This window comes from Hungatella sp. SB206 (assembly GCF_051132295.1).
Classification (GTDB): domain Bacteria; phylum Bacillota; class Clostridia; order Lachnospirales; family Lachnospiraceae; genus Hungatella; species Hungatella effluvii.
Window position 1 is genome coordinate 122515 of record NZ_CP096603.1, and the last position, 16268, is coordinate 138782.

Annotated in this window: 14 protein-coding genes; 12 read left to right on the top strand and 2 right to left on the bottom strand. The window is 49.7% G+C overall.

Annotation, left to right across the window (positions count from 1 at the left end; genetic code table 11):
- Positions 1–323: 323 nt before the first annotated feature.
- The 3 genes from M1L66_RS00580 (at position 324) to M1L66_RS00590 (ending at position 2969) form a co-directional block, all read left to right on the top strand.
- Positions 324–1520 (top strand): helix-turn-helix domain-containing protein, encoded by a 1197-nt coding sequence (locus M1L66_RS00580; protein WP_434690197.1) that lies wholly within the window; start codon positions 324–326, stop codon positions 1518–1520.
- 1 nt (position 1521) lies between these two features.
- Positions 1522–2070, top strand: a complete 549-nt coding sequence (locus M1L66_RS00585; protein WP_187023520.1) for an AraC family ligand binding domain-containing protein — start codon at positions 1522–1524, stop codon at positions 2068–2070.
- 116 nt (positions 2071–2186) lie between these two features.
- Positions 2187–2969, top strand: coding sequence for a glucose 1-dehydrogenase (locus M1L66_RS00590; protein WP_434690200.1), 783 nt, complete (start codon positions 2187–2189; stop codon positions 2967–2969).
- 72 nt (positions 2970–3041) lie between these two features.
- Here the strand turns inward: M1L66_RS00590 and M1L66_RS00595 are convergent, their stop codons facing one another.
- A complete protein-coding gene (locus M1L66_RS00595; RefSeq protein WP_243270404.1) occupies positions 3042–3977 on the bottom strand; it encodes an AraC family transcriptional regulator in 936 nt (311 codons plus the stop codon).
- A gap of 155 nt (positions 3978–4132) precedes the next feature.
- Here M1L66_RS00595 and M1L66_RS00600 point away from each other — a divergent pair, with 155 nt between their 5' ends.
- The 9 genes from M1L66_RS00600 to M1L66_RS00640 all read left to right on the top strand — a co-directional run bounded on the left by M1L66_RS00600 (position 4133) and on the right by M1L66_RS00640 (position 14966).
- Positions 4133–5491 (top strand): MATE family efflux transporter, encoded by a 1359-nt coding sequence (locus tag M1L66_RS00600; protein WP_434690203.1) that lies wholly within the window; start codon positions 4133–4135, stop codon positions 5489–5491.
- A 128-nt stretch (positions 5492–5619) separates the two neighbouring features.
- Complete coding sequence (locus tag M1L66_RS00605) at positions 5620–6405, top strand: histidinol-phosphatase HisJ family protein (RefSeq protein WP_187023523.1); 786 nt, start codon at positions 5620–5622, stop codon at positions 6403–6405.
- A 575-nt stretch (positions 6406–6980) separates the two neighbouring features.
- Positions 6981–8651 (top strand): putative manganese-dependent inorganic diphosphatase, encoded by a 1671-nt coding sequence (locus tag M1L66_RS00610; RefSeq protein WP_187023524.1) that lies wholly within the window; start codon positions 6981–6983, stop codon positions 8649–8651.
- Positions 8652–8668: 17 nt separating this feature from the next.
- Positions 8669–9247: a flavin reductase family protein gene (locus M1L66_RS00615; RefSeq protein ID WP_187023588.1), complete on the top strand. Its 579-nt coding sequence runs from the start codon at positions 8669–8671 to the stop codon at positions 9245–9247.
- A complete protein-coding gene (locus tag M1L66_RS00620) occupies positions 9247–9771 on the top strand; it encodes a shikimate kinase (protein ID WP_187023525.1) in 525 nt (174 codons plus the stop codon). The genes M1L66_RS00615 and M1L66_RS00620 overlap by 1 nt, the downstream gene beginning before the upstream one ends.
- A gap of 19 nt (positions 9772–9790) precedes the next feature.
- Positions 9791–10969 (top strand): CdaR family transcriptional regulator, encoded by a 1179-nt coding sequence (locus M1L66_RS00625; protein WP_187023526.1) that lies wholly within the window; start codon positions 9791–9793, stop codon positions 10967–10969.
- A gap of 150 nt (positions 10970–11119) precedes the next feature.
- Positions 11120–12511 carry a GntP family permease gene (locus tag M1L66_RS00630; RefSeq protein WP_187023527.1) on the top strand — a complete coding sequence of 464 codons (1392 nt, stop codon included), beginning with the start codon at positions 11120–11122 and terminating at the stop codon, positions 12509–12511.
- Between the two features lie 50 nt (positions 12512–12561).
- On the top strand, positions 12562–13707 hold the full coding sequence (locus M1L66_RS00635) for a glycerate kinase family protein (RefSeq protein WP_187023528.1): 1146 nt from the start codon (positions 12562–12564) through the stop codon (positions 13705–13707).
- A 314-nt stretch (positions 13708–14021) separates the two neighbouring features.
- Positions 14022–14966, top strand: a complete 945-nt coding sequence (locus tag M1L66_RS00640) for an L-lactate dehydrogenase (RefSeq protein WP_002605530.1) — start codon at positions 14022–14024, stop codon at positions 14964–14966.
- 291 nt (positions 14967–15257) lie between these two features.
- Here the strand turns inward: M1L66_RS00640 and M1L66_RS00645 are convergent, their stop codons facing one another.
- The gene (locus M1L66_RS00645; protein WP_434690210.1) at positions 15258–16124 is read right to left on the bottom strand and encodes an AraC family transcriptional regulator; all 867 of its coding nucleotides are present in this window, start codon (positions 16122–16124) and stop codon (positions 15258–15260) included.
- Between the last annotated feature and the right edge of the window lie 144 nt (positions 16125–16268).

The following is a 16268-nucleotide window of genomic DNA, read 5'->3' on the forward strand; positions in this document are numbered from 1 at the left end:
AGGGCAACACGCTGGCGGCCCGAAGACCAGGTTGTTTTACTACAGTTCAATCACATAAGAATTGCCAAGCTGCCCCGACTGCTTAATGTAGTCGGGGTATTTTTTCGTCAGGTGGCTATGAACAATCTTGTTTTATTGTTAACATACAGGAAGGAAAAGCCGGAAAAAATTACATAAGTATGGACATAGAAGATCTTTTTAAGTAAAATGATATGTATAAAAAGTGGAAAAACACTTACAAAGTGGAAAACTCCATTCTGGAATGACGATAAAGTGGAAATGAGGAGGCCCGGTATGGATTATAGATTAAACCTGAAAAACGAGTGGTTACAGAGAAGACCCCAGCCGTTTTTACGTGCGGGGCGCTGCTCTTTTATGTGGCCTCCGGCAGCGGAACCCTCCACGTAAATGGCGTGAAGCTGGAGCTTGGAAAAGGGAGCTTCGGCTGGCTTCACACGTACCATATCTATCAGTTTGAACCGGAGTGGGGGCAGGCGCTGGAGCTGCTCTGCTGTCCGTTTGACTATGCTTCGGCTTCCTACGTCACCTATCGGAACAGCTTGAAGATCACGATGACTGTCCTGACGGAAAACTCTCCGGTGGTGAGCCTGTATGGGGAAGATGCAGACGATGTCAGGTCGCTGATGGAAGAACTGATGGAAGAAGGCTCCGGGAGCGGGGCCGCGGATATTGTGCAGGGATATTCCCTGTTTCTGGAGATCGTTACGCTGTTTCTCCGCTATTCGGCTAGGGAGTCTGAGCAGCAGGAGGGACAGGGGAAGCCGTTTGAGCGAAGCCTGGCCTGGAAGCTGCTCCAGCATATTTTCACCTACAGCAACGAGAATCTGACGAGGGAAAAGCTGGCAGCCGTCTATGGAGTAACGGTGCGGCAGGTCAGCTGTCAGCTAAGCCTTGTGGCAGGTCAGAACTTTGCAGGCCTCCTAAACCGGGCAAGGGTGGACCGGGCCTGCGATATGATGCATTTCGGCGGACTGACGATGCAGTACATCGCACGTTACGTCGGATACCATTCGGAGACCTCCTTTTACCGGTCCTTTAAACAGGTAAAGGGGATGACGCCCCAGGAGTACCAGAAGGCCGTCCTGCCGGAGGCGGGAAAAGAGGCATCCCATATCGATACGCGCGCGCTGCTGATCCTGAATTATCTGTTTGGCCACTACCGTGAACCGCTGACCACACAGGATACGGCAAAGGCCCTGTATCTTGAGAAAAGCTTTATAAATCCTCTGTTAAAGGAGAACTTTGGTCTGGATCACAGCGGTATTCTGACAGAGCTTCGAATGACGTATTCGGAATCGCTTCTGGAAAACAGCCGGATGCCGGTGGTGGATATCGCGTTTGCGTGCGGCTATAACAGTTCCCATACGTTCATCCGGATCTTTTCGGAGCGCCATGGCATGACGCCCGGAGAGTACCGACGTTTTTCCATACATGATGGTTCCAGTACAGCGCTGTGCAATGCTGTACTGACGGCAGATAATGCAGCGGGAGGGAAATAACATGGAATGTTCACTGGAGACGAGAGAAGACTCCGGATTTCGAGGAAAACAGTATTTTTCGCCGGAATTGCTGCCGGAGAGACTGAAGGCGCGCGCCTTTCGTTTAAACGGGAAGGGGGCCTTCGAGAACAGGGAGGACGTGACCGTACTTTCCATACGGAGAGGGAAAGGGCGCATGGTTTTGAACAACCGGGTTTATCCGCTGGAGCCGGGGATGGTATTTATTCTCTATCCATATCACGTCTGGAAGGCCCAGGCAGATGAGGGATGTGTGCTGGAAGGGGAAGAGTGTGTGATGAACATGGGCGCCATGCTGTTTCTGTTTGCCATCCCGCCCTACCACCGTCCAGTGCCGGTATTTGAAGAGAATCCATCTGTTTACCGCCTGGATCAGGCGTATAAATGCCGCGTAGAACGGCTGTGGGACCGGCTTCTGAAGGAAAATGAATCTACGGACTGCTACGGCGGAAGAATGCAGTTTTCTCTTATTATGCGGATTATGGTCCTCTGCCGAAAACATGGAAAAGTCATCGACTGTTCCGCCTTTTAACTGGATTTGTCAAAAAATAGACGAAAAATCAGGCCATATTGACACTCTTCTAAAATTATTTTATACTGAGTCAAAATTCTGACAGGGTCAGATCAGTTTAGAGGAGGTAGTTCAGTATGACGAGATGTATGATTGGGGCATTAAAGGGGAAAGCAGCTGTAATCACTGGCGGAGGTTCCGGAATTGGAAAATCTATGGTGGAACGTTACCTGGCGGAGGGCGCTTCCGTAGTGGCTGCGGACATCAATGAAGCGAGCCTGAAGGCGCTTTTAGAAGAGCTGGGACCGGAGTACGGCGATAAGCTTAAGATTCTTAAGGTGAACGTATCCAGCAAAGAGGAAGTGGAGGCGATGATTGACTATACCGTCGAGGCCTTTGGAAAAGTGGACGTGGTCATCAACAACGCCGGAATTTTGGATAACCTTCTTCCCATTGCGGAAATGCCGGACGATGTATGGGAACGGATTATGAATATCAACTTAAACAGCGTCATGTATGCATGCAGGAAGGCGGTCCAGTATTTCCTTAAGGAGAAACGTGAGGGAACGATCATCAATACGGCTTCCTTAAGCGGTCTCTGCGCCGGCCGCGGCGGTCTGGCGTACACCACTTCCAAGTTTGCCGTCGTAGGTCTGACGAAGAACGTGGCCTTCATGTATTCCGACGCAGGAATCCGATGCAACGCGCTGTGTCCGGGTGCCATTGAGAGCAACATCGGAAGCGGTATGAGAGAGCCCAGCAAGCTCGGCTTGACAAAGGCCGTAACCGGTAATTCCGGCCGCCACCGCAATGGATCTGCGGACGAAGTTGCCACTGCGGCAGTATTCCTCGCTTCAGACGCCGCTTCCTTCATCAATGGTGAGACGCTGACAATTGACGGGGGCTGGAGCGCCTATTAAACACGTGTGACATTAACTGCATAGAACTGTGCTGACAACCCGACAGATATTACCTTCCCCCAAGCCGGTTTGTCAGCTGTCTGCAGGAAGCCGGCCAGGAAGCTGACCGCGAAACTGCCTGCGAAACTGTCTGGGCGTACATCCGTAATGGCGTGTAAACAGCTCAGAATAGTAGCTTAAGTGGTTAAATCCGCACTCTGTTGCGATCTGTGTAATGCTCCTATCCGTCTTCTTAAGGAGATGAGAACTAACCTCCAGCCGGTAGGAATTCAGAAAATCGATCGGCGACTGGCATAAGTATTTTCTGAATATCTGACAGCATTTGCTGCGGCACACTCCGCCGGAAGCCGCTATGGCCGACAGTGTCAGCCGCTCCGTATAATGCTGGTAAATAAAAGAAACCATATCTTTCTGAACCTTCGTATCCATATCTTCACTGCCCGGTGCGGCAGGATTACCGGCCTGAAACTGCCGGGCAAGACTCTTCCATACCCTATAAAACAGTCCGATAATCTCCAGCTCGTACCCATACTCCCCCTGCCGTTTTAGTTCCGTCATTTCCGTTAGACTGTCCAGAATAAACGCATGGCCGGGGCAGCCGGAATCCAGATATACATATTCTGTTTCCCGGTCCTCCAGAATCGGCAGCAGGTATTTACGGAAGATCAGCCTGTTTGACGAGAACAGCGCGGGATGGACGAGAATGCAGAGAAAGGAACAATCCTTCTGGTCGATGGAGGAGCCGTAATGCATCTGCCTCGTGTTGACCATGATCCCGTCATGTTCTTTCAATACCAGATTCTTTCCATTGATATAATAGTTCATCTCACCATCGATAATCTTGATAAATTCCAGGTCATCGTGCCAGTGGCACAGTGCCTTCCTGTCCGGATACCGGGACAATTCTCCTGTCTGTATGTAGAGCGGTATGCCTGTTTCGTCGTAGCGGACGATCTCAGAGGCGTCCTGCATAACATCAACATTTATCTTTCCATCATTATTCAGCATTGTTCTCACCATAAAATACGATTGTTATAATATATAACGATTATACCGATATTGAACCCGTATATCAAGTAATATAATTATAAAATATAAATCAAAGCCAGACCACAGCGCTGTACTAGCGGCACACGGTGGATGGCGGCTTACGGGGAGTTCTGATGAGAGAAAATGACAAACACTTTTACAAAAATTTATTCGTTCTGGTTCTGCCGATCGCGTTTCAGAATCTGATGTCGGCGCTGGTCAGCGCTTCGGACGCCATGATGCTCGGTATGGTGAACCAGGATTCTTTATCGGCGGTATCGCTGGCGGCGCAGGTGCAGTTTGTCCTGAGCCTGTTCTGGGCGGCCCTGACCATCGGGACGACGATTCTGGCTGCGCAGTACTGGGGAAAGAATGACCGGCTGTCTGTTGAAAAGATTCTGGCGATCGTCCTCAAGTACTCCTTCGTGATTTCGTTCCTGTTTTTCGCGGCGGCGGCCCTCTGCCCGCAGGCGTTGATGCGCATCTTTACGAACGATGTGACGCTGATCGCGCTGGGCGCCGTATACTTAAGGATCGTCAGCTGGTCTTACCTGCTGGCGGGAATCTCCCAGATCTATCTCTGTATCATGAGAAACAGCGGCAGGACGCTTAAGAGCACGGTGTTTGGCTCGATCTCCATGGTTTTAAATATTCTGCTGAATGGTATTTTGATATTTGGACTGTTTGGGTTTCCGAAGCTTGGAATCAGCGGCGCGGCCATTGCGACCGTAATTGCCAGGGCGGCGGAGTTAGGTCTGGCGATGTGGGAAAACTGCAGGAAAGATGTGGTACGGATTCGCTGGAGCCTTCTGAAAGAGTCTCATGCCGTGCTGCGGAAAGATTTTGTCAAATATACCTCCCCTGTTATGGCCAATGAACTGGTGTGGGGCTGCGGCTTTACCATGTTTACCGTGATTATGGGCCATCTGGGAAGTGATGCCGTGGCGGCTAACTCCATCGCCGGAATCGTGAAGAACCTGATCTCCTGTCTTTGCATCGGCATCGGCTCCGGAAGCGGAATCATCGTGGGAAATGAGCTGGGAAGCGGAAACCTTGTCCGGGCCAGGGAGTACGGCGGACGGCTCTGCCGCCTGTCACTGGTAATAGGAGCCGTGTCCGGCGTCATCCTGCTGGCGTTCAGTCCCTGGATCATGCGGTATGCCGCCAATTTAAGCCCGCAGGCACAGGCGTATCTGCATGGAATGCTGTTTATGTGCGCGTATTATCTGATTGCGAAGTCGGCCAATATGACGGTGGTGGCGGGAATCTTCTGCGCGGGAGGCGACACGAAATTCGGCTTCCTGTGCGACACGGTCACGATGTGGATGATTATCGTGCCAATCGGCCTGTTGGCGGCCTTTGTCTTTAAGCTTCCGGTGCTGGCGGTTTATTTTCTGCTGAACCTGGATGAGTTTGTGAAGCTTCCGGCGGTCTACCGCCATTATAAAAAATATCAGTGGGTCAGAAACCTGACCAGGGAGGAGCTTGTATGACAATGAAAGAACGTATTGCAGACGGAAAACTGTTTACCGGATACTTCTATAAGGATCGTGAGATTACAGAGGAAGATCTGGCGGAAGAGGCTGCTCTTAGCGGCCGTACTGAATAAAAGGAGAAGGACATGCTGGCGGATTACCATACACATACGTATTACAGCGATGATTCGGAATGTCCCATGGAGGATATGGTGAAAAAAGCCGTGGCCATTGGGCTCGACGAGATTGCATTTACAGAACACGTGGATTACGGCGTGAAGACGGATTTAAACTGCGGCTATGAGGCGTATTTCGAGGAAGTGGAGAGACTTAAGGAGAGGTACCGGGACCGGATCGCCATAAAGGCGGGGATCGAATTCGGGGTGCAGAGCCACACCATTCCTCTGTTTCGCCGTGACTTTGAACGGTATCCCTTCGAGTTCGTCATCCTGAGCAACCATCAGGTGGGAGACCGGGAGTTCTGGAACTATGAATTCCAGGAAGGAAAGAGCCAGGAAGAGTATCAGACGGCCTATTACGAGGCGATCTACGATGTGGTCCGGCAGTACAGGGGATATTCAGTATTGGGGCATTTAGACATGATTAAGAGGTACGACCGCTTCGGAGACTATCCGGATGACCGGATCATGGAAATGGTGGACCGGATTCTGCGCCAGGTGATCGCAGACGGAAAGGGCATTGAAGTCAATACGTCAAGCTTCAAATACGGCCTGAAGGATCTGATGCCGAGCCGCGCCATATTGAGACGTTACCGGGAACTGGGAGGAACCATTCTGACGATTGGCTCCGATACCCATGAGACGGTGCATCTCGGTGACCACATCGCTGAGGTGAAACAGGTGCTGAAGGACATGGGATATCGGACGTTTAACACCTTTTCCAGGATGGAGCCGGTTTACCACGATCTGTAATATAGAATACATTCCATTAACGCGTCAGAAAAGCCGCTGCAAATGAGGAAGCCCAGAGCTTCCGTCTCCGTTTGCAGCGGCCTTTTTAGTTTCATAGAAAATTCGTCCTATGAAACTAAAACCCTCCGGGGTATGCGCACTCCGCGCTAAGGAAATATGGCCACTGAAGCGACCGCGCTCCGGTGCGAGAGTCCGGCGAGCCGGACTCTTTATTTATTTGTACAGTTACCGGATGTTTACAATTTTTACGGATATGGTATACTATATTGCAATCCATCATCCATCCGAAGAAGATGGAGGAATTCCTGTGATTTTCATGAAATTCTATGCTATAATGAACACGCGGGCAGTAAAAGTACCTTCCCGGGAGCGCTTTCCTGTTACGCAAAAAAATCCCCATAAAAATGAGGAGACCCCGGTCGACGAGCAACCGGGGCAATTATGAAAAATCTATGTGCAATTTGACGATATAATCAATTCGCATAAATGATTTCCTATGCATTTAGTATAAAAAATACATGTGAATAAAATATGAACTTCATGTAAACAGATTATGAAAAATAGAAGGAGGCTTCATGGGAGAGAAAATAAGCAGAAAAACCATTGTTATCGGCCACAAGAATCCGGACACGGATTCCATCTGTTCGGCCATCTGTTATGCCAACTTAAAACGGTGCGTTACGGGGGAGAACTACCAGCCGGGCCGGGCCGGGGCGGTTAATGAAGAGACACAGTTTGTTTTAAAGCATTTTAATGTGGAGGCCCCGGAGATTATCGAAAACGTCAAAACGCAGGTCCGTGATATCGAGATCAGGGAGACGGCGGGCGTGAAGAAGAACCTTTCCTTAAAGAAGGCATGGAATATTATGCAGGAGGCGAACGTCGTCACCATTCCGGCTGTCACGGAGGAAGGGCTGCTGGAGGGGCTTATCACAGTCGGTGATATTGCAAAATCCTATATGAACGTCTATGACAGCAGCATTTTATCCAAGGCCAATACGCAGTACGCCAATATCGTGGAGACTCTGGAAGGGGCCATGATCGTGGGGGATGAGACATCGTATTTCAACGAGGGCAAGGTTCTCATCGCGGCGGCTAATCCCGATATGATGGAGTATTATATATCCAGGGGCGATTTAGTCATTCTTGGGAACCGGTATGAATCCCAGCTCTGCGCGATTGAGATGGACGCCGCCTGTATCATCGTGTGCGAGGGCGCGGCTGTCTCCATGACGATTAAGAAGTTGGCGCAGGAGCACGGATGTACGGTTATGACGACACCGTATGATACCTTTACGGCTGCCCGTCTTGTCAATCAGAGCATGCCAATCAGCTATTTTATGAAGACAGAGGCATTGATTACGTTCGAGATGGACGATTATATTGATGATATCAAGGACGTGATGGCGAGCAAACGCCACCGCGATTTCCCTATTCTCGATAAGAATGGCAGATACCGCGGTATGATTTCACGCCGGAACCTGTTAGGTGCCAAGGGCAAACGCATCATCCTGGTGGATCACAACGAGAAGAGTCAGGCGGTGGAAGGCATGGAGAGTGCCGAGATTCTGGAAATCATCGATCACCACAGACTGGGAACGGTGGAAACCATTGCGCCTGTATTTTTCCGCAATCAGCCGGTGGGCTGTACCGCGACCATCGTCTATCAGATGTATCAGGAAAACCGTGTGGAGATCGAACCGTGGATCGCCGGTCTGCTGTGCAGCGCCATCATTTCCGATACGCTGCTGTTCCGGTCACCGACCTGTACCGACGTGGATAAGAGGGCGGCGCTCCATCTGGCTGAAATCGCCGGGGTGGAAGTGGAATCGTACGCTGCTTCCATGTTTGCTGCGGGGAGCAATCTGAAGGGAAAGACCGATGTGGAGATTTTTTATCAGGATTTCAAGAAGTTCTCGGTCGGAAAGGTTTCCTTTGGCGTGGGACAGATCAGCTCCTTAAACGCGGGTGAACTGGAAGAGTTAAAGGACCGCATGCTGCCGTACATGGCGAAGGCCAGAGAGGAGCACGGTATGGATATGATGTTCTTCATGCTGACGAATATTTTGACCGAGTCCACGGAGCTTCTCTGTGAGGGCCAGGGAGCCGAGCAGCTGATCGCAGGTGCATTCCGGACGTATTCGGAAGAGGGCGCAGGCGTTAAGGATCACGTGGTCAGCCTTCCGGGCGTGGTATCCAGGAAGAAACAGCTGATTCCGGGAATCATGCTGGCAGTTCAGGCCTAGTACAGAAAGGAATTATGATGGCGAGACAATACTTTAAACCGGGCAATATGCTGTATCCGGTTCCCGCGGTTATGGTAAGCTGCGGGCGGGAAGGCGAAAAGCCCAATATTATTACGGTCGCGTGGGCGGGAACAATCTGTTCTTCTCCGGCCATGCTGTCCATCTCCGTCCGGCCGGAACGGTATTCCCATGCAATCCTGATGGAGACGAAGGAATTTGTGGTGAATCTGGTTACGAAGGATCTGGTGTACGCCGCGGATTACTGCGGTGTGAAATCCGGACGGGACACAGATAAATATAAAGATATGAAGCTGACACCGTCGCCCTCAAAATTTGTGAAGGCGCCGGGGATCGGGGAGAGTCCTGTGAATCTGGAGTGTCGCGTGACGGAAGTGAAGAAACTGGGGACTCATGATTTGTTCCTGGCGGAAGTGGTGGGCGTCTCCGTAAACGAGAAGTTCATGGATGAAAACGGGAAATTCCACTTAAACAGTACCGGGCTGGTGGCTTACTCTCATGGCGAGTACTTTGAGCTGGGGAAAAAGCTGGGGAGCTTCGGGTATTCGGTGAAGAAGAAAGGAAGGAAGCACAAATAATGCAGAAACTGGACAATATCACACTGATCGGTATGCCGGCTTCGGGAAAGAGCACGGTGGGTGTTCTTCTTGCCAAACGTCTCGGCTACTCCTTCGTGGACGTGGACATCGTGATACAGGAAAAGGAAGGCCGTCTGTTAAAGGAGATCATAGCCGAAGAGGGGCTTGGCGGCTTCATGGAGGTGGAAAACCGGATAAATGCCGGCCTTTCCGTACATAAAAGCATCATAGCGCCGGGCGGCAGCGTGATCTATGGGAAAGAAGCCATGGAACATTTAAAAAAGATCAGCACGGTGGTCTATTTAAAGCTCAGCTATGAGGCGGTGGAAGCCAGGCTGGGCAATCTGGTGGACCGCGGCGTCGTGCTGAAGGATGGGATGACGCTGCGGGATCTCTACAAGGAGCGTGTGCCTTATTATGAGAGATACGCGGACATTACCGTGGATGAAACGGGCAGGGATGCGGGGCAGACGGTCGATCAGTTAAGGGAAATGCTGGAGGATATCTACGGACTCAGAACGTGACAACGGAACGGGGCGGCTTATGGAAAATGAGAATTTGTCCGGCATGCACGGACTGGAGCTTACGAGGCACAGCGCGCAGGCCATAGTAAATGATATCGGCGGCATCGTCCATCAGAACATCAATATGATGGACAAAAACGGGGTAATCATCGCGAGTACGGATAAGTCGCGGATCGGCCATCTGCATGAAGGCGCTGTGAGAGTGATCGGGGAGAAGCTTCCTGAGCTTTACATAACTCCAGAATGCGCGACCAACTCCACCCGTGTTGGGTTAAATCTTCCGATTATCCATATGGGAGAGTGTGTCGGGGTCATCGGTATTACCGGCGGCTATGAGCAGGTAAAGGATTACGGAAGAATTGTTAAGAAGATGGTGGAGATCCTGATTCGTGAGAATTCGGAACAGGATGAGAAACGTCTGAAGACCAGAGTTGTCAGCCGTTTTCTGGAGGACTGGATTCTGGGAAACGGCCTGTTAAAATCCCAGGCGCTGGCGGAGCGGGGGTACACCCTGGGAATCGATATCAGCCTGCCGCGGCGTGTGATGGTCGTCAGCGTCAGAAAGCTGGAGAAATATATATCCACGGCGGACGGACAGAAGCTGATCGAGCAGATTGAGAATGATATCTCCAGTGTGGTGGAGTACATTCCCACCAACATGATCCTGAGAAATACAGGGCGCCAGATCATACTGGTCAAACAGTGCGCGGACACTCAGATTCGGGAGCTGGCGGAAAGGCTGTCCGGTATGGTTCTGGAGCGGTATCATATCAAGCTGGCCATCGGCATCGACGGAAAGTCTGAGGATATACCGACGGCATACAGCCAGGCAAACCGCGCGTGGCGATCGGCGAGAATCTCCTCCTCCAATATCCGGTCGTATGACCAGGTGACACTGGAGCTGTTTGCCGGTGATATTTCGAAGCAGATGAAGATCGCCTACATTCATAAGCTGTTTCAAAACTGCACATATGAGGAGCTGTCCGGATGGATCGATATCCTGGAGGCGTACTTCGCCGCGGAAGGATCGCTGACGTCCGCCGCGGACGCGCTGTATATTCACAAAAATACGCTGACGTACAAGCTGAAAAAGCTGGCGGAGCTTACCGGCTACGACGTGAGACTGATCAGCAACGCTCCGGTTTTTTATATGGCAATGCTGTTTTTCCAGGATGTAAAGGTTGAGATAGAATGGTAAGCGGATGTGCTGGAAAACAAAAATTGTGATAATTTTATGTTCTTAGGAACATTGACTGTGCCTTCTTAAGTATTGTATAGTATATACATAGTAAAACGTGTTTCGTGCATTTTAAAGGACAAAGTGCACAAATATTAAGGAGGGCATGGTATGACTGGTTTTCCACTTATTATCGCTTTTGTAATCGCAATTATTGTTATGATTGTGGCAATCTCCAAGTTTAAGATTCATCCGTTTCTCTCGATTATGACGGTGTCTCTGATCCTGGGACTGATTGCAGGTATTCCGCTCGTGAATGTGACGGCGGAGGATGGCAGTGTGACACAGGGCATTGCCAATGTTATCGGAGCCGGATTCTCCGGCACATTTACCAGTATTGGTATCGTTATTATCCTGGGCGCTTTGATCGGAAGCATCCTGGAAGCGACCGGAGCGGCATTTAAGCTGGCAGACATGGTAATCCGCCTGGTTGGCAAGAAGCGGCCGGAGCTGGCTATGCTTCTGATGGGCTGGGTCGTGTCGATCCCTGTATTCTGTGATTCCGGATTCGTAATTTTGAACCCGATCCGTAAGGCGTTGGTGAAGAGAACCATGACTTCCAGCGTGGCGATGACGGTTTCCTTATCCGCAGGTCTCTACATTTCCCACGTATTTATTCCGCCGACACCGGGACCAATTGCGGCGGCTAACACGCTGGGAATCGGAAACAACCTTCTCCTTGTTATGGGAATGGGCGTTCTCGTATCGATCGCTCCGCTCATTGCCGGCTATTTCTATGCGAAATATATCGGCAGGAAGGTTCGGGCAAAAGACGAGGCGGACAGCAGTGAAGTAACGAAGACCTACGAGCAGCTGGTTGCGGAATACGGCAAGCTTCCGGGCGGATTTATCGCTCTGGCTCCGATCGTTGTGCCGATTGTTCTTATGGCACTCGGCTCAATCGCTTCCATGGCTCACTGGACCGGATTTTTATTCGATATCTCAACATTCCTTGGAACACCGATTATCGCTCTGGCTGTAGGTACCGTATTTGGCGTCATTCAGATGGCACAGGCCGGTAAGATGGATAAATTCTACGGAGTAACCAATGATACCTTAAAGACAGTAGGACCGATCCTGTTTGTAACAGCGGCGGGCGGCGTGCTCGGAAAAGTGATTTCCTCTACCAGTATGGTTGATTATATCACCTCCAACGCGTCTGTACTGGAAAGCATCGGCATCTTCTTCCCATTCATCCTTGCGGCTATCTTAAAATCGGCACAGGGTTCCTCGACCGTGGCCATCACGACTACGGCCGGTATCCTTGCACCGCTCATGGGCGTTCTGGGACTCGCGTCACCGGTACGTGCGGCGCTGGCGGTTATGGCAATCGGTGCTGGCGCAATGACGGTTTCCCATGCGAATGACTCTTACTTCTGGGTAGTTACCAACTTCGGTGAGATGGAGCCGGAACAAGGATATAAGACACAGACGTTATGTACACTCGTACTTGGCATCGCCTCCATGGTTTGGATCTTCTTATTATCCGTAGTATTCAGATAATGGAGACAGGTTGAAGTATTTTACTAATTACAATGACAGGAGAGGTGACAATGAAATTTTTATTTGCATCGGACTCATTTAAAGGGACACTGTCTTCTGAACAGATTATAACGCTTCTGGACGCGGCTGCGAAGAATGTGTTCCCGGACTGCGAGACCATGGGGATTCCTGTGGCCGACGGCGGGGAAGGTACGATCGACGCTGTCATATCCGTGCTTCACGGATCAATCCACGAAGTAGACGTACACGGTCCTCTGATGGAAGAGGTGGTCAGCCGTTACGGCGAGACGGGGAACGGTGCGGCTGTCATCGAGATGGCGGCGGCATCCGGACTGCCGATGGTGCCTGTCGATAAAAGAGATCCAAGGGTTACAACGACTTACGGAACGGGTGAACTGATTAAAACTGCTCTTGACCGCGGATGCCGGGATATTACGATTGCGATCGGCGGCAGTGCGACCAACGACGGAGGCATGGGAGCCATGCGTGCGCTGGGAATTCGTTTCCTGGACGAGAACGGAGAGGAGCTTTCCGGATGCGGAAACGATCTGGCACGGGTGGCGGACATTGATATCAGCGGACTTCACAGTGCAGTGAAGGATGCGAGGTTCACCATAATGTGTGACGTAAATAATCCCTTAACGGGTCCTGACGGAGCGACCTATACGTTTGGAAAGCAAAAAGGCGGCTCTCCGGAGATCTTAGATGAACTGGAGCAGGGAATGATTCACTACGCGGCCCTGATCCGGGAGAAAATGGGTACCGATGTGGACCAGATTCCGGGTTCCGGCGCTGCCGGCGGTCTGGGAGCGGCATTCTGTGTATTCCTTAAGGCGGAGATGAAGTCGGGAATCGAGACCGTGCTGGATCTGATTCATTTTGATGAACTTCTGGAAGGTGTGGATCTGGTCATAACCGGTGAGGGAAGAATCGACTGGCAGTCTGCCTTTGGAAAGGTTCCCAGCGGAATCGGCAATCGCTGCCGGAAGAAGAGAATCCCGGCGATTGCCATCGTCGGCGGTATGGGCGATAAGGCGGAGATGATATTCGATCACGGGATTGACAGCATTATCACCACCATCAACGGGGCCATGGGGCTGGATGAGGCGCTGGAACGGGCGGAAGAGCTGTACGCCGGAGCGGCGGAGCGGGCATTCCGTATGGTAAAGGCGGGAATGAAGATTTCTGTTCGATAAAGTTTTTATAGATAAGTGTTTTGACAGGATAAATTTTATGGCAGGGCTTTCGCAATCATTTGCGCAGTCCTGCCATTTTTTGTGTAAATAAAGGAAATGCAAGATAAATAAATAATATTAATTATCATTATTACTATTGCGGTGTATGATAAACTCTGCTATACTGTAACCAGATGGAAATGGCTGGAAATATCACGGCCGGTACCATTGAGTAAATTATGCAAAGGCACTCTGTTTTCCGGTTCATGAGGCGGTGCAGTCATGCCGTGCCGGACAGCAGCATAAAATAAACCTGGTTAAAGGAGGAGTTCATCATGATAAATATTCAGAAGGCAGCCATTATCGGCTGTGGATTTGTAGGAACATCTATTGCATTTTCCCTTGTACAGAAGGGGATTTTTTCGGAACTGGTTCTGATTGATGCCAATGAAAAGAAGGCGGAAGGGGAGGCGATGGATTTAAGCCACGGACTGCCGTTTACGAAGCCTATGGAGATCAAGGCCGGAGGCTATGAGGATATCGCTGACTGTGCCATGATCATCATCACAGCGGGAGCCAATCAGAAGCCTGGAGAGACACGGCTCGATCTGGTCCATAAAAATGTGGAGATTTATAAGAGTATTATACCGAAAATCGTGGAAAAGAATCAGGAGGCGACGCTGCTCATTGTGTCCAATCCGGTGGATATTATGACGTATGTGGCGCTTAAGCTTTCCGGTTATCCCAGTCACAAAGTCATCGGTTCCGGAACCGTTCTGGATACGGCCAGGCTGAAATACCTATTGAGCCGCCATCTCGACGTGGACAGCAGAAGCATTCATGCATTTATTATCGGGGAGCACGGCGACAGTGAGCTGGCTGTGTGGAGCGCGGCAAACGTATCGGGGATCCCGTTGAATCATTTTTGTGAACTGAGGGGATATTTCGATCATATGGAGTCCATGGACCGCATTTACCAGAGCGTCCGGGACAGCGCGTACGAGATTATAGAGAAAAAGGGTGCCACCTACTACGGTGTGGCCATGGCGGTCTGCAGAATCGCTGAGTCTGTGATCCGGAATGAACATTCTATTATGCCAATATCTGTGTACTTAGACGGGCTTTATGGACTTCACGATATCTGCTTAAGTATTCCGACGGTAGTCGGCCAGGAAGGCGCGGAAAAGGTGCTGGATATCCCGCTGGATTTAATGGAGATGGGAAAACTGGTGTATTCGGCCGAGGAGCTGAAGAAGATTATTGGAGAGCTGAAGCTGTAGAGGCGGCAGTAAATGAGCTGGAACTTATGCTATAATAATCCATAAATATGCTTCTGACAACAAACGGCTCTGTTATCCCCATGAGGCGGATAACAGAGCCGTTTGTTGTGGAACTCAAAGGAGTAAGGTCCTTTAGGGAATATAATCTTGCGCGGTATGCGCTTCTTTTTACTATCTGCATGCTTTTCCCCCATAATACCAATTCACCTTGTTGCGTACCAGACACTGCCAGATAAAATATTAAAACATGTAAAAATATTTTATTCAGAATCCAAACATAAGGCCAGCATTTTAGCGCTTTGCCGGGGGCGTAACTACCTTATTTTCATTCCGCCACTGCCGTGGAGAAAGTCCATAGGCATTTTTAAAAGCTCTGGAGAAATGCAGTTGGTTTGAGTATCCCACAGCATTGCTGATGTCACGGATCGAAAGTTCTGTAACTTTTAAAAGTTCTGCGGCCTTTGACATCCGATAACTGATTAAAAATTCCTGTGGGCTTTTACCGATTGAATCATGAAATATTTTACTGAAATAACTGCGGTTTAAGTTACATGAGGCGACAATATCTTCAACTGTAATTTCATTTTGAAAATTTTGTTCTATAAACGACAACGCTTCCTGAATGTAGAAATCACGCACTTTACCGCCTTTAACAGTCTTTTTGCTGGATGAGGACAGGGTAAGGTAATCTAAAAAAAGATATAGGTGGCCTATAAGATGAATAGGTGAGCGGAAAGAATTATGTACTATATACAGCATTTCATTTTTCATTTCCAGGCTCAGATCTCTGGCTTTGGGACGATAGACAGGTGAATCCATGGTCAAACCTGCCAGTTCCAAGGTTTCTTTTACGCGCAATCCGTCAAATTCCAGCCAGGTATACTCCCAGGGCTGCTGTTTATCTGCATAATAAGTATTAATCTGTTTGGGATAGATCATAAAGCCCTGTCCGCTTTTTATTTGGTAGTCTATAATTTCCCCTTTTGAATTGGTTGAGGTAAGGGTTCCAGTACCGGAAATGACATAGTGAAACAAATAGTGATTTCTGGCAAAAGGTCCATAGGAATGGAGAGGATCACATTGCTCCCAGCCATATTGATATAAACCCAGATCAACAAAACGTTCATTTGGAAAAACAGAAAACAGTGAATCACTCATGGTGGCATACCTCCCTTCTAAAATGCATTATATACCTAAATGTCGCCATATATCAATAGGGAAGAAGAAAAACAACATTAAGGTATGTTTTTGACGAAACCAAAGCATTTACTCTGTGAAATGGCAATGATATCATTACATTAA

Bases quoted from the DNA above. Each gene is read 5' to 3' on its own strand.
- M1L66_RS00645 (WP_434690210.1), bottom strand. From the start codon at position 16,124: ATGAGTGATTCACTGTTTTCTGTTTTTCCAAATGAACGTTTTGTTGAT.
- M1L66_RS00610 (WP_187023524.1), top strand. From the start codon at position 6,981: ATGGGAGAGAAAATAAGCAGAAAAACCATTGTTATCGGCCACAAGAAT.
- M1L66_RS00625 (WP_187023526.1), top strand. From the start codon at position 9,791: ATGGAAAATGAGAATTTGTCCGGCATGCACGGACTGGAGCTTACGAGG.
- M1L66_RS00595 (WP_243270404.1), bottom strand. From the start codon at position 3,977: ATGCTGAATAATGATGGAAAGATAAATGTTGATGTTATGCAGGACGCC.
- M1L66_RS00640 (WP_002605530.1), top strand. From the start codon at position 14,022: ATGATAAATATTCAGAAGGCAGCCATTATCGGCTGTGGATTTGTAGGA.
- M1L66_RS00615 (WP_187023588.1), top strand. From the start codon at position 8,669: ATGGCGAGACAATACTTTAAACCGGGCAATATGCTGTATCCGGTTCCC.
- M1L66_RS00590 (WP_434690200.1), top strand. From the start codon at position 2,187: ATGACGAGATGTATGATTGGGGCATTAAAGGGGAAAGCAGCTGTAATC.
- M1L66_RS00620 (WP_187023525.1), top strand. From the start codon at position 9,247: ATGCAGAAACTGGACAATATCACACTGATCGGTATGCCGGCTTCGGGA.
- M1L66_RS00630 (WP_187023527.1), top strand. From the start codon at position 11,120: ATGACTGGTTTTCCACTTATTATCGCTTTTGTAATCGCAATTATTGTT.
- M1L66_RS00635 (WP_187023528.1), top strand. From the start codon at position 12,562: ATGAAATTTTTATTTGCATCGGACTCATTTAAAGGGACACTGTCTTCT.
- M1L66_RS00585 (WP_187023520.1), top strand. From the start codon at position 1,522: ATGGAATGTTCACTGGAGACGAGAGAAGACTCCGGATTTCGAGGAAAA.
- M1L66_RS00605 (WP_187023523.1), top strand. From the start codon at position 5,620: ATGCTGGCGGATTACCATACACATACGTATTACAGCGATGATTCGGAA.
- M1L66_RS00600 (WP_434690203.1), top strand. From the start codon at position 4,133: ATGAGAGAAAATGACAAACACTTTTACAAAAATTTATTCGTTCTGGTT.